Genomic DNA, 26,211 nt, shown 5'->3' on the forward strand with positions numbered 1-26,211 from the left:
GCAGGCTTCTGCGCCTCCTCGCGTTTTTCAGAGAGGGGCATTCCGGAAAAGAGGTCGTTGCTATCGTCCATGGAGCCGTTCAGATCTTCATCCTGTCTTAGGTCTGGCTTGGGCGGGCATCCGCCGCCGACCCAAAATCACCGCATTTCATGCCACGTTTGCGAATCAGGCAGATTTTGCCAGAAAGCACATCTATACGCGACACCGCCTGTTTTGGCGGGCTTTTCCCAAATGATTTGCGTTGCCGGGCGCGGAATGGCAAGCGGCGGCGGGCTTCAGGAACCATCCGAATGCGAATGTCCACAAGTCATTGCACCATCTTCACCGCAATTGCGGCGTTTTTCTTGTCCGCGGCCATCCTCTCCGCTGTTGGCCCGGCGCAGGCAGCCGATGCTTTGCCGCCTTTCAAGGATGATCTGTTTTCGAAGCAGGCCGTGCTGCAGACGGGCGATGACGGCGCCTTCGAGGTCATCGACTATGACGAGATGCGAGATATCAACGGCCGCGACCAGATCCCGCAAAAGCGGGTGCAGCAGAAATATGTGGCGCTCGGCATCCGCAAGACCCAGGCGGACGAAACGCTGTCTGTCGACGGCATCAAGCTCGATGTCACCAGGGTGGGACCGGCCGGGAATGCCGCCTTCACGGTGATTTTCATCCATGGGCGCGACGGTGACCGGCGGCTCGGCGCCAACGACTACAGCTTCGGCGGCAATTTCAACCGGCTGAAGAACCTCGTCGCCGGCAATGGCGGCGTTTATTATTCGCCGACGGTCAAAAGCTTCGACAGCAGCGGCGTTGCGGCGATCGCCGGGCTGATCCGCTATGCCAGCGCGCAATCACCCGGCCGGCCGATCATCCTTTCCTGCGCCTCGATGGGCAGCCAGGTCTGCTGGGGCATTGCGCGCGAGAGCGACAGCGTCAAGCGGCTGAAGGGCATGCTGATCATGAGCGGGGTGACTGATCCCGATTTCACCAGAAGCGCCTTCTACAAGGCGAAGCTGCCGCTCTGGTTCGCCCATGGTAGCCGCGATCCGGTCTATGCCGCCGCCGACCAGCAGGCGCTGTTCGAAAGCCTGCACAAAGCAAAATATCCGGCGCGTTTCACGCTGTTTCAGACCGGCAATCACGGGACGCCGATCCGGATGATCGACTGGCGCAGGGTGTTGAACTGGATTCTCGCCGGCTAGAGTGCATCGAGCCGATGCGCGGATTCAAAATGCTACCTTTGCGTGTCTGATAAGACGCGTGGCGCTGTAGGGGACGATTTTCGGCAGAAATATGCGCGGGATCGCAGAGATTCCCCTTACGTCAAGGGCATGATGCTTTTCTTTGCTGCAAGCTTTTGATATTGCCCAAGGCATAAGCAGATTGTGGAAGGCCAGCATGACACCTGATGTGCGCCCGCTTGTGGCGGGAAACTGGAAAATGAATGGCATGCGTGCCTCCCTGGATCAGATCAAAGCGATCGCCGAGGGTGTTCGCCCGCCGCTGGCCGACAAGGTCGAAGCGCTGATCTGCCCGCCGACGACGCTGCTGTATGTGGCGACGGCGCTGTGCACCGACAGCCCGCTGGCGATCGGGGCTCAGGACTGCCATCAGAAGCCATCGGGCGCGCATACCGGCGACATTTCGGCCGAGATGATTGCTGATTGTTTCGCCACCTATGTCATCGTCGGCCACTCCGAGCGGCGCACCGATCATGCCGAAACCGACCATCTGGTCCGCGCCAAGGCGGAGGCTGCCTTTGCTGCCGGGCTGACGGCGATCATCTGCATCGGCGAAACGGCGGATGAGCGCCGGGCAGGCCAGGCGCTCGACGTCATCAAACGCCAGCTTTCCGCCTCCGTTCCCGATAGCGCGACTGCCGAAAATACGGTCATCGCCTATGAACCGATCTGGGCGATCGGCACCGGTGTGACGCCGACATCAGGCGATGTCGAAAAGGCGCATGCCTTCATGCGCGCAGAGCTGGCGACCCGCTTCGGCGATGACGGCCGCAAGATGCGCCTTCTCTACGGCGGCTCGGTCAAGCCGGCCAATGCGGAAGAGCTGATGGGCGTTGCCAATGTCGACGGCGCACTGATCGGCGGGGCGAGCTTGAAAGCGGCCGACTTCCTTGCCATCTACCGGGCCTATGAGGCGCTGCTCGCCTGAGACATTTTTTATTCCTGGGTTTATTCCCGGGTTTATTCCTGGCCGAAGGGCTTGGAATAGATGAAAGCCTCATGTAAAGAGCCGCCAGAATTCTTACTTATGTCCGTCTCGAGGCGGGCAGGACTGGACCCATGCAGACCGTATTGATTGTCATCCATCTCATGATCGTGCTCGCCCTCGTCGGCGTCGTGCTCATCCAGCGCTCGGAAGGCGGCGGCCTCGGCATCGGCGGCGGTTCGGGCTTCATGTCGGCCCGCGGCACGGCCAATGCACTGACGCGCACGACCGCGATTCTTGCGACGCTGTTCTTCCTGACCTCGCTCGGCCTCGGCATACTGACGCGTTACCAGGGCCGTCCGAGTGATATTCTCGATCGCATCCCTGCAACAGGCGGCCAGGGCAACGGTATTCTCGATTCGCTCGGCGGCGCGCAGGCTCCGGCAAATCAGCCGGCCGGCAACGGTGTTCCGAGCAGCGGGGCTGCACCGCAGGCTCCCGCCGCTCAAGCTCCGGCAAGCGGGGCTCCGGCAACTCAGGCCCCAGCGGCCACCGCGCCTTCAACGACTGCTCCGGCAACGACTGCCCCGGCAACGCCCGCAGCTCCGGCCGCGCCGGCACCGGCTCAGCCGTCCGGCGTCCCGACGGGACAGTAAGCCGGTCTTCGACATAAACCGCCGGCAGGCCCTCGGGTCTGCCGGTTTTCTTTTGTTCAGATTCTCCTGCGCCACGCATCGAAAGTTCTGGAAAAGAATTTTTGGGCTGGTGGAATCGTTTTTGAAAAGGTATCCGGTGACTCCCATGGCGCGATACGTATTCATCACTGGCGGCGTGGTTTCCTCTCTCGGAAAAGGAATTGCGGCCGCGGCTCTCGGAGCGTTGCTGCAGGCCCGTGGATATCGGGTCCGGCTTCGCAAGCTAGACCCCTATCTGAACGTCGATCCGGGCACGATGAGCCCGACCCAGCACGGCGAGGTCTTCGTCACCGACGACGGCGCGGAAACCGATCTCGATCTCGGTCATTACGAACGTTTCACGGGGCGTTCGGCGACCAAGACCGACAACATCACCACCGGCCGCATCTACAAGAACATCATCGACAAGGAACGGCGCGGCGATTATCTCGGCGCGACGGTGCAGGTCATCCCGCACGTTACCAACGAGATCAAGGATTTCGTCACCGAGGGTAATGGCGATTACGACTTCGTCATCTGCGAGATCGGCGGCACGGTCGGCGACATCGAGGCGATGCCGTTCATGGAGGCGATCCGCCAGCTCGGCAACGACCTGCCGCGCGGCACCGCCGTCTACGTCCACCTGACGCTGATGCCCTATATTCCGGCGGCCGGCGAACTCAAGACCAAGCCGACGCAGCATTCGGTCAAGGAACTGCAGGCGCTCGGCATTCATCCCGATATCCTGCTGGTGCGCGCCGATCGCGAAATTCCGGAAGCCGAACGCCGCAAGCTCTCGCTGTTCTGCAACGTTCGCCCGTCCGCCGTCATCCAGGCGCTCGACGTCGCCAACATCTATGACGTGCCGATCGCCTACCACAAGGAAGGCCTCGACGACGAAGTCCTTGCCGCTTTCGGCATCGAGCCTGCGCCAAAGCCGCGGCTCGACCCGTGGGAAGAGGTCTGCAATCGCATCCGCACGCCGGAGGGCGAGGTGACCATCGCGATCGTCGGCAAATATACCGGCCTCAAGGATGCCTATAAGTCGTTGATCGAGGCGCTGCATCACGGCGGCATCGCCAATCGCGTCAAGGTCAACCTCGAATGGATCGAATCCGAGGTCTTCGAAAAGGAAGATCCGGCGCCCTATCTCGAAAAGGTGCACGGCATCCTCGTGCCCGGCGGCTTCGGCGAACGCGGTTCGGAAGGCAAGATCCACGCTGCCCGCTTTGCCCGGGAGCGCAAGGTGCCGTATTTCGGCATCTGCTTCGGCATGCAGATGGCGGTCATCGAGGCGGCGCGCAATCTCGCCGACGTCTCCGGTGCCTCCTCGACTGAATTCGGCCCGACGAAAGAACCGGTGGTCGGCCTGATGACCGAATGGGTCAAGGGCAACGAGTTGCAGAAGCGCACGGCAGCCGGGGATCTTGGCGGCACGATGCGACTCGGCGCCTACAAGGCGGCGCTGAAGAAGGGCACGAAGATCTCGGATATCTACGGTTCCACCGATATTTCCGAGCGTCACCGCCACCGCTACGAGGTGAATATCGACTACAAGGACCGGCTCGAGAACTGCGGCCTCGTCTTCTCCGGCATGTCGCCGGACGGCGTGCTACCGGAGACGATCGAATATCCCGATCATCCCTGGTTCATCGGCGTGCAGTACCACCCGGAACTGAAGAGCCGACCGCTCGACCCGCATCCGCTGTTTGCCAGCTTCATCGAAGCGGCGACGGAACAGAGCCGCCTCGTCTGACGTATGCCAACACCAGATCGCGTTGTGTCAGGCGCGATCTGGATAACATTCGTGCTCGCGCTATCTCGCCGGCATGACCCCTTCACGCAGCACGACCGTCTCACGCTTCATCGCGGCACCACGCGAGCGCATCTACCGTGCTTTCCTCGATGCGGAGGCGGTCGCCACCTGGCTTCCGCCTGATACGATGAAGGGCATCGTCCATGCCTTCGAGGGCAGGGAAGGCGGCGCCTTCAGCATGTCGCTCGTCTATCCGGATGACGAGGCGTCGCAGCCGGGCAAGACCTCTGACAAGATCGACAAGTTCCAGGGCCGTTTTGCACGGCTCGTGCCTGACGAGAACGTCGTCTGGGCGACGGTCTTCGATTCCGAGGATGAAGATTTTTCCGGCGAGATGACGGTCAGCACGACATTGTCGCCCGCCGATGGAGGCACCGATGTGACGATGGTCTGCGACAACATCCCCTCCGGCATTCGCCTTAAAGACAATGAAGAAGGCTGCCGCTCGACGCTCGACAACCTCGCCGCCTTCGTCGGCGGTTGACGATCGCCGGCAAGGACATGCCCCTGCCGGCGTTCAACTTTCAGGCAGCGGCCGGCAGCGGCCCGATATAGACCGAGCGCGGACGGATCAGCCTGCCTTCGAGCGCCTGTTCGCGCGCATGCGCCAGCCATCCGACAGTGCGGCCGATCGCGAAGACGCCGGTGAAGGCCTCGCGGGGAAAGCCGAGCGCTTCCAGCAGCAGCGCGGTATAAAACTCGACATTGACGTCGAGCGGCCGGTTCGGCTTGCGCGCCTTCAGGATCGCCAATGCAGCGGTCTCCACGGCTTCCGCCAGAGCGCCGCGGGCGCTGTTCACCTGGCCGGTTGAGATCAACGGCTTCAGCGCGCCCTTCAGCGCATCGGCGCGCGGATCGCGGACGCGATAGATGCGGTGGCCGAAGCCCATCAGCCTTTCGCCGCGGTCGAGCGCTTCGCCGAGCCACGAGTAAGCATTCTCCGCCGTTCCGATCGCATCCAGCATGTCGAGCACGGGACCGGGCGCGCCGCCATGCAGCGGCCCTTTCAGGGCGCTCACCGCCGCGAGTACGGAAGAGGTGAGGCCGGCCTGCGTCGAGGCAATGACGCGCGATGCGAAGGTCGAGGCATTGAGGCCATGGTCCGATATCGTCACGAGATAGGTGTCGAGTGCCGCTGTCTGCTCCCTGGTCGGCAATTTTCCGGTCAGCATGCGCAGGATATCGGCTGCCTGCGGCAGCGAGGCGTCGGGCGCGATCGGTCTTTTGCCGCGTTGCTTGCGAAGGATCGCCGGCAGGAAAACTGCGGGCGCAGCCAGAAGGCTGAGAGCGGTATCGAAATCCTCGCCGTCGGGCAGGCGGGCGATCAACGCCCGCATCGCATCGACCGGAGGCAAAGCGAGCAGGGCGGCATCGGCGGCCTTGATATGGCCGAAAATCCTCGTTCGCGCCTGCGCCAGCCAGTCGCGCAATTCCGCTTCGTCGAAGCTTTTTTCCATCAACCCATCGAGCAACAGGGCGGCGACGCCTTCATAGGTGCCGTCTGCAACCAGGTGATCCAGCGATACACCGCGGATGATCAGTCGCCCCGCTTCGCCATCGACATCCGAAAGCTGCGTTTCGGCAGCAATGACATCTTCCAAGCCGTTTTTCATATCGTTTTCTCCTTTACGACCGGGATGATCGGACCTAGTCTCATTGACGTCAATCTTGATGCAATTGATCAATGTGAGGTTCCGATGTCGTGGCTGACTGCCGAGGAGGCGCTGCGGGCGTTGAAGACCAAGCCGCAGACGCTCTATGCCAATGTCAGCCGCGGGCGCATCCGCGCCAAGCCCGATCCTGCCGACCCGCGCCGCAGCCTCTACCAGGCTGCCGACGTACAGCGGCTTGCCGAACGCCATGCCGGCCGCCGCAAGACCGAAACGGTCGCTGCCGAGGCGATCCGCTGGGGCGATCCGGTTCTGTCCTCGGCAATCTCCACCATCATCGGCGGACGGCTTTTCTATCGCGGAAGGGATGCGGCCGATTTCGCTGAAGTCGCGACGCTGGAGCAGACGGCGGCACTGCTCTGGAACGGCGCGGAAAGACTCTCCTCCGGCAGCGGGACCGGACATGCCTCTCCGTCGCTTCAGGCTGCCTTCCTGGCGCTGGCGGGGCGGGTGACATCGGATCTGCCGTCGCTCGGCCGCTCGCAGGCAGCACTTCGCCGCGAAGCAAGTGGCGTTCTCCGCACCATCGCCGATGCACTGGCGCCGAGGCCTTTCGACCAGCCGCTGCATCTCAGGCTTGCGGCGAGCTGGCAGCGGCCGGATGCTGCCGATTGCCTGCGTCGCGCGCTGGTGCTGCTTGCCGATCACGAACTCAACGCCTCGACCTTTGCGGCGCGGGTCACGGCATCGGCGGGTGCAGCCCTTTCGGCGGCCGTGCTGTCCGGTCTGGCGACGCTGACAGGCCCGCTGCACGGCGCTGCCTGGCACGGCATCGACGCCTTGATCGAGACCGCTTCCGCCCTTGGGGCGGAGCAGGGGATCCGCCGCACGCTTGCCCAGGGCAATCGCCTTTCGGCCTTCGGCCATCCGCTCTATCCCGATGGCGATGTCAGGGCCTTAGCGCTACTGTCGCACTTCCCCCTGCCGCCGCAGTTTGCCGAGCTCCGGGAAACCGGCGAGGAGATGGTCGGCGAGAAGGTCAACGTCGATTTCGCGCTTGCCGCAATGGCCGCCGCCTTCGATCTCCCGAGGGAGGCGCCGATCATCATCTTCTCGCTTGCACGTTCCGCGGGTTGGCTAGCGCATGCGATGGAGCAGATCGACAGCGGCGAATTGATCCGGCCGCGGGCGCGTTATACCGGACCGGCGCCTGAAACGGATAGTAGAACGTAAGAATTCCGCCGGCGATTGCGACGATTTGCTTTTTTTGCCTAGGGAAATATTTGAATTCGGCTATCATCCCTTACATGGAAGAAGACGGTTGGCGGGTGCTTTCGAAAAGAGCTGCTCCGCACGGTCAAGGGGACTTTCCATGAATACGACGTTTCGCAGCCTGCTTGCCGCCGCACTCGCTCTCGGCCTCATTCCGTATGGGGCGGTCTTTGCGCAGTCTGCCGGCTGCACGGTATCGCGTGATGCCGGCGCCCGCCAGGTGCTCAGTTGTCCCGGCGGCGTCACGGTGACGGCAGAGGCCGGCGCCGCCTACAGCCTCGTCGACCGCAACCGTGACGGCAGCCCCGATTCGGCATCGCTGCGCCGCAAAGCCATTCTCGTCGATGTCGACAGCACCCAGCACGCCGGTGGTTTCCAGGTCGTGACGCCGCAGGCGATCGCCGCCGTGCGCGGCACCCAATGGGCTGTCGATGTCGCAGGCGACAAGACCTCGGTGCTGGTCGTCAGAGGCAGCGTCGCGGTTCGCCGGCCGTCCGGGGAGCCGGTGGTGCTATCGCCGGGCGAAGGCGTCGATGTCAGCGGTGGAACCGAACCCCTCGTCGTGCGTCGCTGGCCGGCGCCGCGCGCCGCCGCCCTTCTTGCCCGCCTCGGCCAATAAATCCCATGAACCATCGTCTGCTGACCGTGATCGCGCTGCTGCTCGCCGGTCTTTGGGCGGCTGCGCTCGGCTATGTCAATCTCAGTGCCGGAAGCGGCCTTCTCGACCGGATGGAAGCCTCGCTTGCCGATATCCGCAGCGCCATCGTCGGGGTGAAAACACCGCCTCCCGTCGTCTCGATCGTTGCGATCGACGACCGCACCGCTAGGGCGCACGGCTATCCGCTCGATCGGGCGACACTTGCGCGCCTCGCCGGCGCGATCACCGCGTTGAAGCCGAAGGCTTTGGCGATCGACATTCTGCTCGTCGATCCGGGGCCGGAGGCGGGCGACGCGGCGCTGACTGCTGCCCTCCGCGGGGGGCCGAGCGTGATTGCGGCTGCGGCCACTTTCGCGCAAAGCAGCCAGCGGGTCACGGATGTGGCCGGTGATCCGCTTGCCGCCATCCCTGAGGCAAACCAGCTTCTCTTGCCGCTTCCGCGCTTTGCCGAGGCAGCTGCGGTCGGCATCGTCAATGTCGCAACCGACCAGACCGGCACGCCGCGCTTCATTCCGCTGATCTCGCGTTCCGCAGACCGGCTGGATCCGGCTTTTCCGCTGCGTGTCGCGTCGGTGGCGCTCGGCGTCGATCCCACGATCGAACCCGATGCCATCATGCTCGGAAAGCTGCGTATTCCCACCGATATCGGCCAGCGCCTGCCGGTGACCTTTTATGGCGGGCATGGCAGCATCGCCACCTTCAGCGCCGCCGATGCGCTGGATGGCAAGCTTTCGGCGGATGCGGTCACTGGTCGCATCGTCGTTATCGGTTCGACGGTGACGGGAGGCGGCGACGTCTTCCCGACGCCGTTCGATCCTGTCATGCCCGGTGTCGAGGTAATGTCGACGGCGATCACCCATCTCGTCACCGGCGACGGCATGGTGCGCGACCATAGGATAAGGCTGATCGATGCCGGCATTGCCGTCGGTCTGACGCTCGTGCTCGTTTCGCTGGTCGCCTGGCGCCGCAGTACGGCAGGCTACATCATCATCGTGCTGACGCTGATCGTCTGGGCGATGATCAACCTGTCGGCCTTTGCGCATGGCTACTGGCTGAGTGCGGCGCTGCCGATCGCCGCAGCGCTGCCGCCGGCGCTGATCTTCGGGGCGGCCGAGCTCTGGCTCGACCGCGGCCGCGCTCGCCATTTCGCCGAGCAGAGTGCGCTCCTGCAGCGCATCGAGGCGCCCGGCCTCGGCGAGTGGCTGGCGCGCGATCCGAATTTCCTTGCCGCGCCGGTGCGCCAGAACGCCGCCGTCATCTTCATCGATCTCTCGGGCTTCACCGGCCTCAGCGAAAATGTCGGGCCGGTAGCGGTCAGCGAGATGCTGAGCGGCTTCTTCGAACTGGTCGACGAGGAGGCACGCGCCCACGGCGGCGCCATCACCAGCTTCATGGGCGACGGCGCGATGATCCTGTTCGGCCTACCGGAGCCTGCCGATGACGACGCCGCCCGCGCCGCTGCCTGCGCGGTCAGCCTCTGCGAGCGCACACGGGCCTGGCTTCAAGCGCATGCGGGCTTTGCCCCGAAGAAAATCGGCTTCAAGGTCGGCGCCCATTGCGGCCCGATCGTCGCCTCGCGATTGGGCACCGGCGACCGGCAGCAGATCACGGCGGCGGGAGACACCATCAATGTCGGCAGCCGGCTTATGGAGGTGGCCGCCCGCCATGGCGTCGAACTGGCGCTGAGCGCCGAAATCGTCCGCGCCGCCGGCCCCGATAGCGTGCTCACGCAGTCCGGCCGCATGGAGGGACCGTTGGAAACGGCGCTGCGCGGCCGGGCAAGCCGCATCGACGTCTGGCTGTGGCGTAGCCGTACGCTTTGACAATCGCCGCGGGAGCGGCTAGGAACGGCGCAAATACCCCGCCGGCTGGCTCCGGCCATGGCGCAGCAACGCGCCTGACAGCTCCGAAAGATCGAATCCATGACAGAATTTAACGGCGTCGTCCCGGCGATCGCCAAGGCGTTGCAGAAGCGCGGTTACGCCGAACTCACCCCGGTGCAGAAGGCGATGCTCGATCCGGCGCTCGCCGCTTCCGACGCGCTGGTCTCGGCCCAGACCGGTTCCGGCAAGACCGTCGCCTTCGGCCTGGCGCTGGCGCCGACGCTGCTTGAAGGCAGGGAGCGCTTCGGCAATGCCGGCGCGCCGCTCGCCATCGTCATCGCCCCGACGCGCGAACTTGCCCTGCAGGTGAAGCGCGAGCTCGAATGGCTCTTTGAGATGACCGGCGCAGTGATCGCCAGCTGCGTCGGCGGCATGGACATCCGCAGCGAGCGCCGCACGCTTGAACGCGGCGCCCATATTGTCGTCGGCACGCCCGGCCGGCTCTGCGACCATATCCGCCGCAGGGCGCTCGACATGTCGGAACTGAAGGCTGCCGTGCTCGACGAGGCCGACGAGATGCTCGATCTCGGCTTCCGCGAAGACCTGGAATTCATTCTCGATGCGGCACCGGACGAACGCCGGACGCTGATGTTTTCGGCAACGGTGCCGGCGGCGATCGCCAAGCTTGCCAAGAGCTATCAGCGCGATGCCGTGCGCATCAGCACCGCGGCCGAGGAAAAGCAGCATATCGACATCGAATATCGCGCGCTCATGGTGGCCCCGAGCGACCGCGAGAATGCGATCATCAACGTGCTGCGCTATTACGAGGCGACCAATGCCATCGTCTTCTGCTCGACGCGCGCTGCCGTCAATCATCTGACAGCGCGGTTCAACAACCGCAATTTCGCCGTGGTGGCGCTGTCCGGCGAGCTGACGCAGAACGAGCGCACCCACGCGCTGCAGGCGATGCGCGACGGACGCGCCCGTGTCTGCATCGCGACCGACGTCGCCGCCCGCGGCATCGACCTGCCGGGGCTCGATCTCGTCATCCATGCCGACCTGCCGACCAATCCGGACACGCTGCTGCACCGCAGCGGCCGAACCGGCCGGGCCGGACGCAAGGGCATCAGCGCCATGATCGTGCCGTTGAATGCACGGCGCAAGGCGGAGCGCCTGCTCGAGAATGCCGGTATTTCGGCTGCCTGGGCGCGGCCGCCCTCGGCCGAGGAAGTGAGCGAGCGCGACGACGAGCGGCTGCTCGCCGATCCGATCTTCAACGAAACGCCGCAGGAGGAAGAGCAGGGGCTGGTACAGCAGCTTCTCGCCAGCCACGGCGCCGAAAAGCTCGCCGCCGCCTTCCTGCGTCTTTACCGCACCAATCATTCGGCGCCGGAGGACCTCATCGAGGTTACCGTACAGGACGAGCGCAGCCGCAAGCGCCGCGACAATGCCGAGCCGTACGAGCCGGCGCAGAAGGGACCGCGCGAAGATTTCGGCGCCAGTGTCTGGTTCTCCGTCTCGGTCGGGCGCAAACAGAATGCCGAGCCGCGCTGGCTGATCCCGATGCTCTGCCGCAACGGCAATGTGACGAAGCGCGAGATCGGCGCGATCAAGATGCAGCCTGAGGAAACCTTCGTGGAGATCGCCGCGGCGAGTGCGGAAAGCTTCCAGGCGGCGATCGGACCGAACAAGGCACTCGAACGCGGCATCCGCGTGACCAGGCTTTCGGGCACGCCGGATTTCAGCCGGGCGCCTGCGCCAAAACCCTATGCCGGCAAGCCATCCCGCGACGAGCGGCCCGATGATTCGTTCCGCGGCGAGCGGCCGAAGAACAAATTCGGCAAGGCTCCGGGCGGCGGATATGCTGCAGCCGACAATAGCGGCGGGGAAAGACGGGATAGCAAGCCCTGGAGCAAGAAGCCGGGCAAACCCGCCTTCGATGGCCCGAAGTCTGACAAGCCGAAATTCGACAAGCCGAAATTCGAAGGCCCCAGATCCGAAGGCCCCAAATATGAGAGCAAGGGCGGCGGCGCACCGAAGAACAAGTTTTCAAAGAAGAAGCCCGGCTGATTTTGCCGGCAGTCCGTCGCTGGTCCGGCGGAGGACTTTGGGTCGTATCCCGGGGGGAGGCAAGGATGGTGATGGAAACGGCGATCCTGAGCGTTCCGGTTTTCAGTACGCTCTGCAATGAGGCCTTCCGGCTGCGGCGCGCCGTTTTCGTGCATGAGCAGAAGGTTCCCGAAGCCGAGGAATTCGATGCCGACGATCTCAGCGCCCATCATCTCGTCGCCGTCACGGCGGGCGAGGTCTCCGGCACGCTGCGAGTCATCTACGCCGAAGAACATATGAAGATCGGTCGGGTTGCGGTTGCCGGCCAATGGCGCGGCCGGGGCATTGCGGCTGATATGATCGGGCGCGCGATGGAACTGCATCGCGACGCGCGCGGCAACCGCTTCTATCTCACAGCGCAGGCGGACAAGCTGCCGCTTTACGAGCGTTTCGGCTTCGTTGCCTATGGCGCGGAATTTCTTGACGGTGGCATGCCGCATCTTGCCATGAAGAATTACTGAGCTTCAGCGACGCGTCGTTTCAGGCTTGGGATTTCACGTCAAAGGCAAGCGAACTTGAAAGGTCCCGGTAGGCATCGATCTGATGCTGCAGCAGCGCGATTTTCTGTTCCACCATGCCAACAGCATCAGCTCCGGCGATGAACCGGCGGGGCAGCTCCGGTTGGTTGACCAGGGTGATCAGCGCTTGGGCGAGTTTTGCGGGATCGCCGCTCTGCTGGCCGTTGGCGGATTTCCAGAATGCCAGGTGTTGGGCGCGTCTTTCGTCGTAGTCGCTGACAGACGACGGAGCATATTGGGTTGATTCATCAGTCAGCAATTCCGTTCGGAAGAAGCCCGGGTTGACGATCATCGTTTCGATACCAAACGGCGCCACTTCGGGCTGCAGCGATTCCATCCAGCCGTCGAGGGCAAACTTCGCGGCAGAGTAAGCGCTGCAGAACTCAAAGCCCAGCAGGCTGGCCGTCGATGAGATCGAGATGATCTTGCCGGATCCCTGCTGGCGCATCACCGGCAGGACAGCGCGGGTGACGCTCATGGGGCCGAGGAGACTACTGGCCAGTTGCAGGTCGATCTGAGCCGGCGTCAGCTCCTCAAAATAGCCTGAGTAGAAGTTCGCGGCATTGTTGACCAATATGTCGATGCGACCAAAGCGTTCGAGTGCGGCCTTGACGGCAGAGTCGGCGTCGGCCGGTCTGGTTACATCCAGCGTGACGACGAGCAGATTTTCCGACTGGCCAATCGCCTTGGCAACGCGCTCCGGATTGCGGCCGGTTGCAACGAGTTTGTCGCCAGCAGCCAGAACTGCCTTTGCGAAGTCCAAGCCCATGCCGCGCCCGGCTCCTGTGATCATCCAAACCTTACTCATCGAATTTTCCTTCATGCTAGATTGTGTGCCGATGCTCTATGCGGTGGCCTTCTGCCGCTGCGCTTCGTGATCATCGTTGATGTTGAACCAGCCGGTGGCCGCCTCGATGACGCCCCAGAGTTTGGCCGGAAGGGCAATTTTCGGGATTGTCGTGGTCCTGATCTCGTTCTCGATCAGCCTCTCATTGCCACTGCGTGAAAGTTCGACCCACTCCGGGTTTATCACCAGCGCTTGGCCTACAGCCACAAGCGAAAGGCCCATATGAAGGGCGCTTTCCGCCTGTTGGGGTGACTTGATCTGGCCAGCGGCGATAACCGGAACGCGCCCCGCTACCCTGGCGGCGATCAGTTCAGCGATAGGACGATCGGCGATGGCTTCGAGTGGTTGGGCTTCGAGTACGCTCGTCAGCGAAGCATGGATGTAGTCCACGCCGCCGTCGATCAGATGCTCGATGAGTTCGTAGGTGTCTTCAATACGAAGGCCGCCCTCTTCAGGTTCTTCGGGCGAGACCCGGTATCCCAGAAGAAACGGACGCGTCGCGTGTGTGCCTATCACCCGCCTCACGTTGCGGACCACGGCGAGCGGAAACCGCATCCGGTTTTCCGGCGTGCCTCCCCATTCGTCGTCGCGATGATTGTAGAGCGGCGAGTAAAAGTTCTGGATCAGGAAGCCGTGGGCCGCATGCAGCTCGACCCCATCGAAGCCGGCTTCGATAGTGCGGCGGGTTGCTTCGCCGAAAGCAGAAATCACATCAAGGATTTCGTCGTGGCTCAGTGCGCGCGTCGTGCCGCCGCCTGGATTGAAAGGACCGGGTGAAACTTGAAGCGAACTGGCGCTAACAATGTCTCCGTCCGGAATAAGCGCCGGCACCGCCTTGCTACCGGCATGAAAAATTTGAAGAATCGCTGGCGCACCGCCGCTTTTGGCCGCCTCGGCCAGACGCCGGAGGCTTGGGGTGAAGCTGTCATCATAAGAAGCGAATTCGCCCGTGAACCCGATGCCGTTGGCTGAGACATGCGTGCAGCCCGTTAGAACGAGGCCAACGCCGTTCACCCTGCGTCGATAGTAGGACACTTCCTCATCCGAGATTGTTCCGTCGTCATTCGCTGACCACGTCGTCATCGGGGCCATGACGACCCTGTTTCGAAGCGTGATCCCATTGGCGAAAACGAAGGGTTCAAATAGTGCGGGGGTGGCTTCCATCATCAGCGGTCTCTCTTGCATGCCGTTTAAGCGGTTTGTGAAATGACAAGTAGCAATGAAGACAAACGATGATTAGTTGGTATAATCTGCATGAAGTTAGAAATGAGAGAGATAAATGAGGCACGGTGATTTCAGCGAGCTTGCAGCCTTCATCGCCGTCGCCGAGGCCGGAAGCTTTACGCGCGCCTCCGCCAAACTGGGGCTTTCCCAGTCTGCCGTCAGCTACTCAGTCAGGATGTTGGAGCAGAGGCTAGGGGTGCGGCTGATCTCACGCACCACACGAAGCCTATCGCTGACCGATGCGGGAGAGCGTATGCTTCGGAGCCTCCGCCCTGCCTTCGAACACATTGAAAGCGAGATCGCAGCCGTCACCGCACTTCGTGACAAGCCTGCCGGCACCATCCGCATCACGACGTTCCGATATGCCGCCATGAGCGTGCTTTGGCCTGTCATGACAACGTTCTTGGCGGAATACCCGGATATTGAAATGGAGGTCATTCTTGACGAGGGCCTGACGGATATCGTGGCCGGCCGGTTCGATGCCGGTATTCGCATTGGAGAACAGGTTCAAAAAGACATGGTTGCCGTCAGGATCGGCCCTGACCTTCGCATGGCAGTCGTCGGATCGCCGTCCTACTTCCAGAACCGCACAATCCCGATGACGCCCCGCGATCTCGGCGACCACCGGGGTATAAGCTACCGGCAAACCACAGGAGGTGGATTGTATGCCTGGGAGTTCGAGCGCGACGGCGAAGAGCTAGTGGTCAGAATGAACGGGCCGCTTATCATCAACGATAGTTTGATGCTGGAAGCCGCTGCTTTAGATGGGCTCGGGCTTGCCTACACCTTCGAAAGTCAAGTTTCACAATACATTGCAGACGGGCGACTGATCCGAGTCCTCGACGATTGGTGTCAGCCGTTCCCTGGCTATCACCTTTATTACCCAAGCAGACGTCAGCATACGGCCGCGTTTGCGCTCCTCGTCGAGGCGCTTCGTTTCAAAGGCTGACGCTCCTGCCAGGCCTATCCGGAAGATGGTTGCGTTGGATTGGCGGATTGACCTCAGTCGCGCGGTTGCCCGATAGATGTGAGGTCCCGCCTGTCCTGACTACTGGTGATCCGCGCGGTCATCGCTGACCGCGAAGTCTTAGCTCCATTATTGTCAAGACGCCACGCGACAGGAACATCGCGGCCCTGTGCGGCCCGCTGCATTCAGCGGCACACAGGACCGGGCCAGGCTCTCGTCCGAGCCAGGTTCTAAGCGAGGTTGAAAGGCATCTGTCGGACTGGCTTGCCCGTCAAACGCGAGATGGCATTGGCAAATGCCGGCGCCAAAGGCGGCAGGCCGGGTTCGCCCATGCCTGTCGGTGCATCCGCGCTTGGTACGATACTGACGTCGAACTCCGGCACATCCGTGATCCTTGCCACCGTGAATTCGCTGAAGTTGCTTTGCTCCACAACACCGTCCTTGAGCGTGATTTCCGAGCCGGCAAGGCACGTCGATAAGCCCATGATCGCCGCGCCCTGGACCTGCGCATCCACGGTCCGAGGGTTGACGGCCAGATTGCAGTGCACCCCCGCCGTGACCCGATGCAGCTTGGGCTGCCCATCGATGACAGAGGCTTCCACCACGTAGGCCACCACGGATGAAAAGGATTCGTGCACGGCCACACCCCAGGCCCTGCCTTCTGCCAATGTCCTACTGCCGTAACCGCTCTTTTCTACGGCGAGCTGCAGTGCATCGCGATGACGAGGATGCTCGTTGCCAAACATCTTCATGCGATATGCGACCGGGTCTTGGTCGGTGGCTCGCGCTATATCATCAAGCAAGGTCTCCATCACGAAAGCCGTATGGGTGGAGCCAACGCTGCGCCACCACAGAACCGGCACGTTGGCAACAGGATGATGTACTGTCAGGCGCATGGGAAGCGGATAGGGGCTCCGCATCCCCTCAGTCGTGGCGGCATCGATGCCGTCCTTCACCTGGAACTTCTCGAACACGGTTCCCGTCAGTATGGACTGGCCGACGATGGTGTGGTCCCAGGCCAGCACATTGCCCTCTTTGTCGAAGCCGATGCGAGCGCGGTGAAGGTGCGTTGGACGGTAGTAGCCGCCCCTCATATCGTCCTCGCGGCTCCAGAGCATGCGCACTGGCGCGTTCAGCCCCGCCGCTCTGGCGGCTTTGGCTACCTGGCAGGCCTCCATTGCTGTGTCGCTGCTGCTGGAAAAGCGCCGGCCGAAGCCACCACCCGATGTTTGCACGTTCACCACGACCTGTTCCGGCTTGAGGCCGAGCACGTTTGCTGCAACACCGGCATCGAGTCCTGCACTTTGGCTTCCCATCCAGATCTCGGCACGATCGTCGGAAAGCCGAACCGTGCAGTTCAGCGGTTCCATCGCCGCGTGGGCGAGATACGGGAACACGAACTCAGCTTCCAGACTCAAGGGTGCGGTTTCCAATGGCGCCATGTCGGCATCGAACTGGCGCGGGCCGGGGCGATTGGCGATCTCGCGAAACTGGGCAAGTTGCTTTTCACTATCGACCTTTTCGACAGCCGATGTGTCCCACTCCACCTTAAGGGCATCGCGGCCCTGAGACGCCTGCCAATATCCGTCGGCCACCACGGCCACACCCTCTGCACCGCGATCCAGCGGTACACGCAAAACAGCTTTAACGCCCTTTACTGAACGTGCTGCGCTGTCGTCCAGGGAGGCTATCTTGGCTCCGAAAACCGGAGGGCGAGCCACCACGGCCGTCAATTGTCCCGGCAGCTTGAAGTCGATGCCAAAACTCTGTTGGCCACTGCTCTTGGCTTGTGCGTCCAGACGCTGGGTGGGTTGGCCGATGATGCGGAAATCCTTCGGGTCCTTCAACGCTATTTTCTGAGGCACGGGCAGGGCCATGGCCGCTTCGGAAAGTACTCCATAACCGAGCTTGCGGCCATCCGGAGCCAGAACCACACCGGCCTCGGTTCGCAGCGCGGAAACATCCACGTTCCAGCGGTCCGCTGCGGCCGCAAGTAGCATGGCGCGGACGCGGGCACCCAGCTCGCGATACTGCGTAAAGCTGTTCTTGATGGTGTTCGAACCCCCGGTAAGGTGCATGCCGAAGAGCGGATCAACGTAGGCCATGTCATTGGTGCCGAGCTGGCTGCGTACTAAATTCCAGTCCGCGTCGAGTTCTTCGGCAAGGATCATGGGCAATGCCGTTTGGACGCCTTGACCGAACTCCAGCCGGTTGATTGTGACCATAACCTCGCCATTTGGCGCAATTTGAACAAATGCAGAAGGCTGCTCGGTCGGCTTCAGAGCGGTGGGAGCCTCACCCGCGTCGGTGGACTGGGCGGCGGCCAGATGGGGGAAAATGCCGACAGCCAAACCGAGGGTCCCCGTCAGCTTTAGAAAGCTGCGGCGTGGCAACGCCTGGACCGGTGTTGAACGGCCTCGTTCCAGCATGGGCTGCAGCGCACGCGGCAATTCGCGATAATCTATGTTCGGCAACATATGGCGTCTCCTTCAGACAAGATTGCTGGCAGCATCGGCTATGGCGGCGCGGATACGGGTATAAGTTCCGCAACGACAAATATTGCCTTCCATTGCCGTATCTATCTCCGAGGCGGTCGGCTGCGAGCCGGAGGGCAGGGATGCCAGGAACGCCGTGGCGCTCATGATCTGACCGCTCTGACAATAACCGCACTGCGCCACATCGTGCTTTACCCAAGCCGCGTGCACCGCGGTGCCGACGCGGTCGCTGCCGTCGGTCGCTTTTTCTATGGTGGTGATTTTCAGGCCCTCGGCAGCGGAGAGAGGGGTGCTGCAGGAACGGACGGCCTCACCATCCAGATGTATCGTGCACGCGCCGCAAAGCGCGGCGCCGCAACCGAACTTGGTGCCGGTCATGCCGAGCGTGTCGCGCAGGACCCAAAGGATGGGTGTCTCCGGCTCGGCATCGACCTCGTACTGATTGCCGTTGATATCGAGTGTGATCATGGCTGGTCGGTTCTCCTATGTTTCATATGGATGTGCTCGCTGCCTGAGGTCATTCAGCTAATCGTTAGAACTGGCGATCTCTAAGGACAGCGACGGCGACGGGAGTGCCGACGGCAACCTCCAGGACGATAGGACGCCGTCGACCAAAGGCCTGCTCTCCGCGGTAACGTTAGCTCGTCCGGCGCCGCCGAATTAGTTGGCGAAACCTGCACGACGTTAGAAAGGCGGCTTCTGAATACGAAGCAAAAGCACGAGCTGACACGTCAACCCAATACGGGGTCAGCGATGATCAGCCGGGTCGGGTGCCCATCGATCGCCGGCTTGCTCAGCCAAGAGGTTCGCCGCTACTCCGACAGGGACTTCAGGTAAGCGATGATATTTAGCCGATCCTCAGGCTTGGACACGCTCACGGTCATTGTGGTTGTCGGTACAACTTCGCGAGGCGCCGCTAGAAACCGGTCCAACGTCGCCTCGTCCCATACTAATCCCGACGCCTTCATGGCCGCCGAATAGCGGACGCCCTCCACAGAGCCGGCTGCGCGCCCAACAACGCCACCGAGCCCCGGTCCAGCCTTTTTCTGGTCCGTGGTCGAATGACAGGCGGAACAGCGCTGAAACGCTTTTTGTCCCAAGGCGACATCTCCCTCCGCTGCGGCAGGAGCCGTCGCCGACACAAGGATCAAGGTGGAGATCACAACGGAGGCGAAAATTTTTGTCATGCGTGTTCTTCCCGAATACAGGCTTTCGAAGCCCTGAAAGGACGGTGGAGTTGCGCGCGCCAGCGCCGTTGCTGGCAGGCCGCGCTAAAGACCTTAGACCCAAGACGCGCCTCATCTTCTCCGGACATGGCATCGCACTGGAGACGGCGGTTGGTTGGGGACGTTACCTCGCCTCAGCATCGAGCATTAGGCGGTACTATCTGCATGATGTTAGAAATGAGGTTCATAAATGCCCGACAGCCAACGATCGTCGACGAAGGTTGTCCGCCTTGCTTTGCACCAGCTGGACTCAACCCTCTTGATGCCTGCCGCAGCATGCAATCAGTGAAGCTTAAGCTTCCCTCGGAGAGGTTCTGCAGACATCGGTTGCAGCGCGGAAGTTCGCCTATTTAGAAACCGCATTCATAACTTCATGCGAGCAACGACGGCTAATCCAGCCGTTCGTTCTCTGCTATCGCTCCTCACTGCCCATGGTGGATCTTCCACCCAGAAGAACGATCGGCAGTGGAACGTGACAGAGATGCGAACAGGAAGTTCCGCGATGCAACGCAAGCTGGCGGCGATTCTCGCCGGGGACATTGTCGGCTACAGTCGGCTCATGGCGGAAAACGAAGCAACGACGTATGCGGAATTGCGTTCGGTGTTTGACGACGTGATCGATCCAGCGGTCCAGCACCATGGCGGCCGAACATTCAAAAACTCTGGAGATGGCTTTCTCGCAACATTCCCGAGCGTCAACGAAGCGTTGAATGCGGCGGTGGAGATTCAGAACGGGTTCGATACGCGGCCCTTCGAATTTCGGATCGGCATCAATCTGGGTGACGTCATCGAAGACAATGGTGACATGTACGGCGATGGCGTGAATGTCGCTTCGCGCCTTGAGGCAATGGCAGATCCTGGCAGTATCTTTGTTAGTGGTGCGGTGGTCTTGAGTGCTGACCGGGGTCGAGGCGACGAGTTTTTCCGCATTGGACGTAGGTATGCCAAAAACCTTCCTGAACCACTCGATGTCTATGCGGTCACGCGCGCTGGACGACGGAGAAGCAAATGGAGCCGGTACGCGGCTCTTGTCCCGCACGTCAGCGCTCGCCTTGGCTATTGTCTTGGGGCCGCCTCCCTCGTGCTCATCGGGATTGCAATCCAGCCGCTTCCTCTCGCGGCAATGATCGGCCGGATACCGGCTGAGCTTTCGGTGCTTGCCGGCGGCGAACGGGCGGACCCTCGGCCGTCTGTGGCTGTTATGCCTTTCGACAATATGAGCGGCGAGGCAACACAGGCCTACTTTGCCGACGGACTTACGGAAGACATCACGACGGAACTTGCCCGAAACTCTGAGCTTCAGGTGATTGCCCGCAACTCCACTTATGCAATGCGAAACCAGGAAGCCGATATTCGCAAGGTCGGCGAGAAATTGGGTGTGGCGTACGTCGTTGAAGGTAGCGCGCGGCGGGTGGGTGATAAACTCCGCGTCGCGGCTCAACTTATTGACGTTTATAGTGGAGCTCACCTCTGGTCGCGCAGCTACGACCGCCATATCGATGATATATTCACGGTCGAAAGCGAATTAACATCCGAGATTGTTGCCCACCTTGTCTCCTTTGTACGCAAGTCTGAAGCAGCAGAGGCGATGAAACGCCCAACCAAAGATCTGCAGGCCTACGATCTCGTTCTTCAGGCACGTGCTCGCTTCACGCACGATTCAAAAGATGCCGAGGGGCTTCTTTCCGCCCGAGGTCTTTTCCAACGGGCTTTGGAACTAGATCCGGCTTATGCCGTGGCGCGCGCCAATCTCGGTATGACGTATATTTTCGATGTCACACAAAACGTCAGCGGTCACGCCACAGACAGAGACCTTGAGATTGGTTTGAGTGAGGCGCGTCAATCCATCCGACTCGATCCAAATTTGGCGATGGGATATCAGGTGTTGAGTTACGGCTTGGCTGCAAGCGGTGATTACGCTGGTGCTTTGCAAGCTGGACACCGATCGGTGGAACTCAATCCGAACGATCCTGACAGCATGATGGCGCTCGCAAAGGCCCAGGTTCGTTTTGGTGACTACGATGGGGCATTACGGAATGCCGAGCGTGCCCGCCGTCTTCATCCCATAGCTCCCGAATATTATGCTTATGTCCATGGCCAGGCACTTTATGCGGCTGGTCGTAGCGATGAAGCTGCGAGCGTTATTCAAGAGTGCCTGATCCGCGCGCCGCAGGATTCGAACTGCCTGCTCATTCAAACCGCGTTGCAGGCTGGTCGCTCAGAGCTGGACAAGGCCAAGGCAACCATGGCCAATTTGGTCAAAGCAAAGCCCGACTTCTCGCTCGAAACAGAGCGCAACTATCGTCGGTTTGGTGATTCCCCGCTGATGGAGCAGTTTCTGGCAGATCTCGCACGCGCCGAGGCTCCCAAGACGGTCTCGCTTCAGCGGCCTGTGTTGCGTTCTTGAATGGCATATGGCACGCCTCATCACGAATAGCCGTTCAGTTCCTTGCGAAAAGCCTGGCTGGGCTTCATTATTTCACCTAAATCGTGGCGTGCATCAATGGCGGGTAATTTCACAACGGCGGCCTGCTCTTGCTATTAAAAACGATGACGCCGTTACAGCGCCGGCAGGAGCAGACGACGATGAAACGCCCGGGCATGTCGCAACCCGATCCGGCCGCCTTCATCGGTGCCAACCTGCCTATATCACCCGTTCCCTCGATCCCCGAGATCTGCCTTCATACGGCAGGGCCTGCGAGCGGGCTCTGGCGGCTTGCCGGTAGCAGAGAGGCCGATCCGCCGCCTTATTGGGCTTATCCCTGGGCCGGCGGCGCCGTGCTAGGCCGCCATCTGCTCGACCAGCCGGAAACGATCGCGGGCCGCCGTGTCTTCGATCTCGGCGCCGGCTCAGGGCTCGTCGCTATCGCGGCGGCAAAGGCTGGAGCGCGCGCGGTTACGGCGGTCGACATTGATGCCAATGCCATTGCCGCGATCGGCCTCAACGCGGCGATCAACGGCGTGGATATCGTAGCCCGGGCCGCCGATATCATCGAGGGGCCGCCACCAGAGACAGATCTCCTCGCGGTCGGCGATCTGTTCTACGACCCCTCACTTGCCCTGCGGGTGATGGCCTTCCTGCGGCGTTGCCAGGCGAGCGGCATCGAGGTGCTGATCGGCGATCCCGAGCGGGCCTACCTACCGCAGGACGAACTCAGGCGAATCGCCACCCATGCGGTTGCGGATTTCGGCGGGGGCACTGGCGGCGGTGCCGTGCTGGCGGGCGTCTTTGCGCTCTCCGGCAAAGCTGAAGGCGAGATTATGCCAGGAGGTCGGGCCGCAACAGCATGACCGGGCAGGGCGCTCCGGCCGGCAATTCCGGCGCATGCGGCGGGCGGATGACAAGGCAGTCGGCTTCGGCGAAGACCTTCATCATCGAGGAATCCTGCTTGCCGAAGGGTTCGGCGAGCCAGCCGCCGGCAGCGGATTTCGAAAGTTTCGCCCTGATATAGTCCTGCCGGTGGTCATTGGCGCGCAGTGTGACCGCCGCCTCCACAGTTGCCTCGCGCTGCACCGGCGGCAGGGAGGCGAGCTTGCGGATCAGCGGCTCCAGGAAGAGCAGCGAACAGACGAGGCTAGAGACCGGATTGCCGGGCAAGCCGAGCACATGCGTCTCGCCGAAGCTGCCGACCATCAGCGGCTTGCCGGGGCGCATGGCGATGCGCCAGAAATCGAGTTGCATGCCGGCCTTGATCAGCGTGGCCTGCACCAGATCATGGTCGCCGACCGAAGCGCCACCGAGCGTGACGATCACATCGACCTTGGCGTCCCGCGCCGTGCCGATCGCCGCGGTGATCTTGGCCTTGTCATCAGGCACGATACCGAGATCGAGCACATCGGCGCCGGCTTTGCGGGCAAGCGCTGCAATACCAAACGTATTGGATGCGATGATCTGCGAAGGGCCGGGCGTGCTTCCGGGCGGCAGCAGTTCGTCACCGGTTGCGAGGATGGCGATCAGCGGGCGCCGCAGCACCTCGACATCGGGCCGGTTCATGCCGGCGGCGACCGTCAGCCGCGAGAAATCGAGCACGGTGCCGGCCGACAGCACGGCTTCGCCTTCGGCGAAATCCTGGCCGCGCGGACGCACATGCTGGCCCTGCCGCACAGGGAAATTGGTTCTGATGCCGCCCTCGATCTTCTCCGCATCCTCCTGCAGCAGGACGCTGTCAGCGCCTGGCGGAACAGGCGCGCCGGTGAAGATACGCACGGCCTCTCCCTGGCCGACGCTTCCCTCGAAGCCGTGGCCGGCGGAAGACATGCCGATGACCTTCAGCACGGCGCCCGGTTCCGGCGCGTCGTCGCGGCGTAGCGCATAGCCATCCATGGCGGAGGCATTGAAGGGCGGCTGGGTCAGGCCGGCCGTCAGATCGACGGCCAGGACGCGGCCCTCAGCCTCGGCAAGCGGCAGCATCTCGGACGCCGCAACGGGCTTTGCGCGAGAGAGCAAGCGGTTCAGGGCCTCGGCGACCGGGAGAAGGTTCATCATGCCTCCGGATGACGGAAATCGCCGGATTTTCCGCCGGACTTTTCCAGAAGTCTGATGCCGCCGATCTCCATTGCCTTATCGGCCGCCTTGGCCATGTCGTAGATCGTCAGACAAGCGACCGAGACGGCGGTCAGCGCCTCCATCTCCACACCGGTCTTGCCGGTCAGCTTGGCGGTCGCCGTAACGCGCAGGCCGGGCAGGGCGGCATCTTCCTGGATCTCGACCGTGACCTTAGTCAGCATCAGCGGATGGCAGAGCGGAATGAGATCGGCGGTGCGTTTTGCCGCCATGATGCCGGCAAGGCGCGCCGTCCCGATCACATCGCCCTTCTTGGCATTGCCTTGCCGGATGAGAGCGAGCGTTTCCGCCGCCATCTTCACATGGCCCTCGGCAGTGGCGATGCGCACTGTTTCGGTCTTATCGGAGACATCGACCATATGCGCCTCGCCCGAGGCATCGATATGAGTCAGACCGGGCTCTGCGCCGCTCATATCATTCGGCCGCGATGGCGGCTTCGCCAAAGAGCAGCGCGCGGGTGGCGGCCGCCACGTCGTCCTTGCGCATCAGGCTCTCGCCGACAAGGAAAGTATTGATGTCGACGGCCTGCAGGCGCTTGCAATCCGCATGGGTGAAGATGCCGCTTTCGCCGACCAGCAGCCGGTCGTCCGACACCATGGGGGCAAGCGTCTCGCTGACGCCGAGGCTGACTTCGAAAGTACGCAGATTGCGGTTGTTGATGCCGACGAGCGGCGAAGAAAGCTTCAGCGCCCGCTCCATCTCCTCGGCGTCGTGGACCTCGACCAGCACGTCCATGCCGAGGCCGAAGGCTTCGTCCTGCAGGCGCTCGGCTTCATCGTCCGACAGCGAGGCCATGATCAGCAGGATGCAATCGGCGCCCCAGGCGCGGGCCTCGTGCACCTGATAGGTCTCGAACATGAAATCCTTGCGCAGCGCCGGCAGCGTGCAGGCAGCGCGGGCGGCTGTCAGAAATTCCGGCGCGCCCTGGAAGCTCGGCCTGTCGGTCAGCACCGAAAGGCAGGCGGCACCGCCGGCCTCATAGGCGCTCGCCAGCGACGGCGGATCGAAGTCCGGGCGAATGAGACCCTTCGAGGGGCTTGCCTTCTTGATCTCGGCGATCAGGCCGAAGCGGCCGGCATCACGCTTGGCAACGAGCGCCTTGTGGAAGCCGCGCGGCGCGGACTGATCAGCCTGCATCGCCTTGAGATCGGCAAGCGACACGGTCGCCTTGGCGGCGGCGATCTCCTCGCGCTTGTAGAGCTCGATCTTCTTCAGGATATCGGTCATCGGGCAATCCTAGTCGATATCGTTGGAAACGGCGATGAGTTTGTCGAGAGCGAGCGCAGTAGAGCCGCTATCCAACGACTGCGTGGCCAGCGTCATGCCGTCGCGGATGGTTGCGACCTTGCCCGCGATGACAAGCGAGGCGGCGGCATTGGCGAGCGAGACATCGCGATAGGCGTTCTTGGCGCCGCCGAGCACCTCGCGAAGGGCTGCGGCATTGGCGACACCGTCACCGCCCTTGATATCGGCGAGCACGCAAGGGCTGACGCCGAAATCGGCGGGCGAGAGCTCGAAGGTGCGGATCTTGCCGTCTTCGAGTGCAGCGACTTTTGTGATGCCGGTGGTGGTGATTTCGTCGAGGCCGTCGCCATGGACCACCCAGACGCATTCGGAGCCGAGATCGCGCATGACTTCGGCAAGCGGCACCAGCCATTGCGGCGAGAAGACGCCGAGCAGCTGGCGACGGACGCCGGCCGGATTGGAGAGCGGGCCGAGCAGGTTGAAGATCGTGCGCGTGCCGAGTTCGACCCGGGAGGGGCCAACATGACGCATGGCGGAATGATGCATCTGCGCGAACATGAAGCCGACGCCGGCTTCTGCGATGCAGCGGGAGATGATCTCGGGACCGACGTCGAGCTTGACGCCGAGTGCCGCCAGATTGTCGGCCGCGCCCGATTTCGAACTCAGCGCCCGGTTGCCGTGTTTGGCGACGGGAACACCGGCGCCGGCGACGATCAGCGCCGCCAGCGTCGAGATGTTATAGGTGCCGCTGGCATCGCCGCCGGTGCCGACGATGTCGATCGCATCGGCCGGAGCCTCGACGGTCAGCATTTTCGAGCGCATCGCGGTGACGGCGCCGACGATCTCATCGACGGTTTCGCCGCGCACGCGCAACGCCATCAGGAAGCCGCCGATCTGCGAGGGAGTCGCCTGGCCCGACATCAGGATGTCGAAGGCGGCTCGAGCCTCCTCACGCGTCAGCGGCTCGCGGCTTGCGGCCTTGGCCAGGAACGGCTTCAGATCGGTCATA

24 protein-coding genes are annotated in these 26,211 nt (G+C 62.4%); 13 read left to right on the forward strand and 11 right to left on the reverse strand.

The annotated features are described in order from the left end of the window. The first annotated feature begins 290 nt into the window (after positions 1 to 290). Complete coding sequence (locus C3Y91_RS25235) at positions 291 to 1,190, forward strand: phospholipase (protein WP_075225575.1); 900 nt, start codon at positions 291 to 293, stop codon at positions 1,188 to 1,190. Between the two features lie 24 nt (positions 1,191 to 1,214). On the opposite strand, the gene C3Y91_RS25240 is transcribed toward C3Y91_RS25235, so the two are convergent. Beyond that, positions 1,215 to 1,439, reverse strand: a complete 225-nt coding sequence (locus C3Y91_RS25240; protein WP_164020952.1) for a hypothetical protein — start codon at positions 1,437 to 1,439, stop codon at positions 1,215 to 1,217. On the opposite strand from C3Y91_RS25240, the gene tpiA reads away from it, so the two are divergent. The 4 genes from tpiA to C3Y91_RS25260 all read left to right on the forward strand — a co-directional run bounded on the left by tpiA (position 1,387) and on the right by C3Y91_RS25260 (position 5,128). Continuing rightward, positions 1,387 to 2,157 (forward strand): triose-phosphate isomerase, encoded by a 771-nt coding sequence (gene tpiA, locus C3Y91_RS25245; protein WP_075225576.1) that lies wholly within the window; start codon positions 1,387 to 1,389, stop codon positions 2,155 to 2,157. The genes C3Y91_RS25240 and tpiA overlap by 53 nt on opposite strands. Before the next feature lie 131 nt (positions 2,158 to 2,288). Next, the gene (gene secG / locus C3Y91_RS25250) at positions 2,289 to 2,810 is read left to right on the forward strand and encodes a preprotein translocase subunit SecG (protein WP_075225577.1); all 522 of its coding nucleotides are present in this window, start codon (positions 2,289 to 2,291) and stop codon (positions 2,808 to 2,810) included. Positions 2,811 to 2,955: 145 nt separating this feature from the next. Beyond that, positions 2,956 to 4,584 (forward strand): CTP synthase, encoded by a 1,629-nt coding sequence (gene pyrG, locus C3Y91_RS25255; protein ID WP_018072161.1) that lies wholly within the window; start codon positions 2,956 to 2,958, stop codon positions 4,582 to 4,584. A 73-nt stretch (positions 4,585 to 4,657) separates the two neighbouring features. Continuing rightward, positions 4,658 to 5,128, forward strand: coding sequence for an SRPBCC family protein (locus C3Y91_RS25260; protein ID WP_075225578.1), 471 nt, complete (start codon positions 4,658 to 4,660; stop codon positions 5,126 to 5,128). Positions 5,129 to 5,168: 40 nt separating this feature from the next. Here the strand turns inward: C3Y91_RS25260 and C3Y91_RS25265 are convergent, their stop codons facing one another. Further along, a complete protein-coding gene (locus C3Y91_RS25265; protein WP_075225579.1) occupies positions 5,169 to 6,257 on the reverse strand; it encodes a citrate synthase/methylcitrate synthase in 1,089 nt (362 codons plus the stop codon). Positions 6,258 to 6,341: 84 nt separating this feature from the next. Between C3Y91_RS25265 and C3Y91_RS25270 the strand changes: the two genes are divergently transcribed. The 5 genes from C3Y91_RS25270 (at position 6,342) to C3Y91_RS25290 (ending at position 12,577) form a co-directional block, all read left to right on the forward strand. Then, on the forward strand, positions 6,342 to 7,487 hold the full coding sequence (locus C3Y91_RS25270; protein ID WP_075225580.1) for a citrate synthase: 1,146 nt from the start codon (positions 6,342 to 6,344) through the stop codon (positions 7,485 to 7,487). A gap of 139 nt (positions 7,488 to 7,626) precedes the next feature. Further along, complete coding sequence (locus C3Y91_RS25275; protein ID WP_075225581.1) at positions 7,627 to 8,145, forward strand: FecR domain-containing protein; 519 nt, start codon at positions 7,627 to 7,629, stop codon at positions 8,143 to 8,145. A 5-nt stretch (positions 8,146 to 8,150) separates the two neighbouring features. Further along, a complete protein-coding gene (locus tag C3Y91_RS25280) occupies positions 8,151 to 10,007 on the forward strand; it encodes a CHASE2 domain-containing protein (protein WP_075225582.1) in 1,857 nt (618 codons plus the stop codon). 99 nt (positions 10,008 to 10,106) lie between these two features. Further along, positions 10,107 to 12,077 (forward strand): DEAD/DEAH box helicase, encoded by a 1,971-nt coding sequence (locus C3Y91_RS25285; RefSeq protein ID WP_075225583.1) that lies wholly within the window; start codon positions 10,107 to 10,109, stop codon positions 12,075 to 12,077. A gap of 65 nt (positions 12,078 to 12,142) precedes the next feature. Beyond that, entirely contained in the window at positions 12,143 to 12,577 is a 435-nt protein-coding gene (locus C3Y91_RS25290; RefSeq protein ID WP_075225584.1) for a GNAT family N-acetyltransferase, read from the forward strand. A gap of 19 nt (positions 12,578 to 12,596) precedes the next feature. Here C3Y91_RS25290 and C3Y91_RS25295 read toward each other — a convergent pair whose 3' ends face one another. Beyond that, positions 12,597 to 13,442: an SDR family oxidoreductase gene (locus C3Y91_RS25295; protein ID WP_075225585.1), complete on the reverse strand. Its 846-nt coding sequence runs from the start codon at positions 13,440 to 13,442 to the stop codon at positions 12,597 to 12,599. 36 nt (positions 13,443 to 13,478) lie between these two features. Continuing rightward, positions 13,479 to 14,651: an NADH-dependent flavin oxidoreductase gene (locus C3Y91_RS25300; protein WP_168575989.1), complete on the reverse strand. Its 1,173-nt coding sequence runs from the start codon at positions 14,649 to 14,651 to the stop codon at positions 13,479 to 13,481. Positions 14,652 to 14,760: 109 nt separating this feature from the next. Here C3Y91_RS25300 and C3Y91_RS25305 point away from each other — a divergent pair, with 109 nt between their 5' ends. Then, positions 14,761 to 15,654, forward strand: coding sequence for a LysR family transcriptional regulator (locus tag C3Y91_RS25305; protein ID WP_018072151.1), 894 nt, complete (start codon positions 14,761 to 14,763; stop codon positions 15,652 to 15,654). A 248-nt stretch (positions 15,655 to 15,902) separates the two neighbouring features. Here C3Y91_RS25305 and C3Y91_RS25310 read toward each other — a convergent pair whose 3' ends face one another. The 3 genes from C3Y91_RS25310 to C3Y91_RS25320 all read right to left on the reverse strand — a co-directional run bounded on the left by C3Y91_RS25310 (position 15,903) and on the right by C3Y91_RS25320 (position 19,354). Continuing rightward, entirely contained in the window at positions 15,903 to 18,149 is a 2,247-nt protein-coding gene (locus C3Y91_RS25310; RefSeq protein WP_168575987.1) for a xanthine dehydrogenase family protein molybdopterin-binding subunit, read from the reverse strand. A gap of 12 nt (positions 18,150 to 18,161) precedes the next feature. Further along, complete coding sequence (locus C3Y91_RS25315; protein WP_018072149.1) at positions 18,162 to 18,635, reverse strand: (2Fe-2S)-binding protein; 474 nt, start codon at positions 18,633 to 18,635, stop codon at positions 18,162 to 18,164. Positions 18,636 to 18,979: 344 nt separating this feature from the next. After that, positions 18,980 to 19,354, reverse strand: coding sequence for a c-type cytochrome (locus tag C3Y91_RS25320; RefSeq protein ID WP_017994119.1), 375 nt, complete (start codon positions 19,352 to 19,354; stop codon positions 18,980 to 18,982). Positions 19,355 to 19,895: 541 nt separating this feature from the next. Between C3Y91_RS25320 and C3Y91_RS25325 the strand changes: the two genes are divergently transcribed. Next, entirely contained in the window at positions 19,896 to 21,800 is a 1,905-nt protein-coding gene (locus tag C3Y91_RS25325) for an adenylate/guanylate cyclase domain-containing protein (protein WP_024322651.1), read from the forward strand. A 179-nt stretch (positions 21,801 to 21,979) separates the two neighbouring features. Continuing rightward, positions 21,980 to 22,684 (forward strand): class I SAM-dependent methyltransferase, encoded by a 705-nt coding sequence (locus C3Y91_RS25330; protein WP_075225586.1) that lies wholly within the window; start codon positions 21,980 to 21,982, stop codon positions 22,682 to 22,684. Here C3Y91_RS25330 and C3Y91_RS25335 read toward each other — a convergent pair. The 4 genes from C3Y91_RS25335 to trpD are packed head-to-tail and all read right to left on the reverse strand — an operon-like array spanning position 22,653 to position 26,210. After that, entirely contained in the window at positions 22,653 to 23,876 is a 1,224-nt protein-coding gene (locus C3Y91_RS25335; RefSeq protein WP_024322649.1) for a molybdopterin molybdotransferase MoeA, read from the reverse strand. The genes C3Y91_RS25330 and C3Y91_RS25335 overlap by 32 nt on opposite strands. Continuing rightward, positions 23,876 to 24,370, reverse strand: a complete 495-nt coding sequence (gene moaC / locus C3Y91_RS25340) for a cyclic pyranopterin monophosphate synthase MoaC (protein WP_075225587.1) — start codon at positions 24,368 to 24,370, stop codon at positions 23,876 to 23,878. The genes C3Y91_RS25335 and moaC overlap by 1 nt, the downstream gene beginning before the upstream one ends. Before the next feature lies 1 nt (position 24,371). Further along, positions 24,372 to 25,184 (reverse strand): indole-3-glycerol phosphate synthase TrpC, encoded by an 813-nt coding sequence (gene trpC, locus C3Y91_RS25345; protein ID WP_024322647.1) that lies wholly within the window; start codon positions 25,182 to 25,184, stop codon positions 24,372 to 24,374. Positions 25,185 to 25,193: 9 nt separating this feature from the next. Then, complete coding sequence (gene trpD / locus C3Y91_RS25350) at positions 25,194 to 26,210, reverse strand: anthranilate phosphoribosyltransferase (RefSeq protein ID WP_024322646.1); 1,017 nt, start codon at positions 26,208 to 26,210, stop codon at positions 25,194 to 25,196. Between the last annotated feature and the right edge of the window lies 1 nt (position 26,211).

Origin of the sequence: Rhizobium ruizarguesonis (assembly GCF_012349115.1) — a bacterium.
GTDB lineage: Bacteria > Pseudomonadota > Alphaproteobacteria > Rhizobiales > Rhizobiaceae > Rhizobium > Rhizobium ruizarguesonis.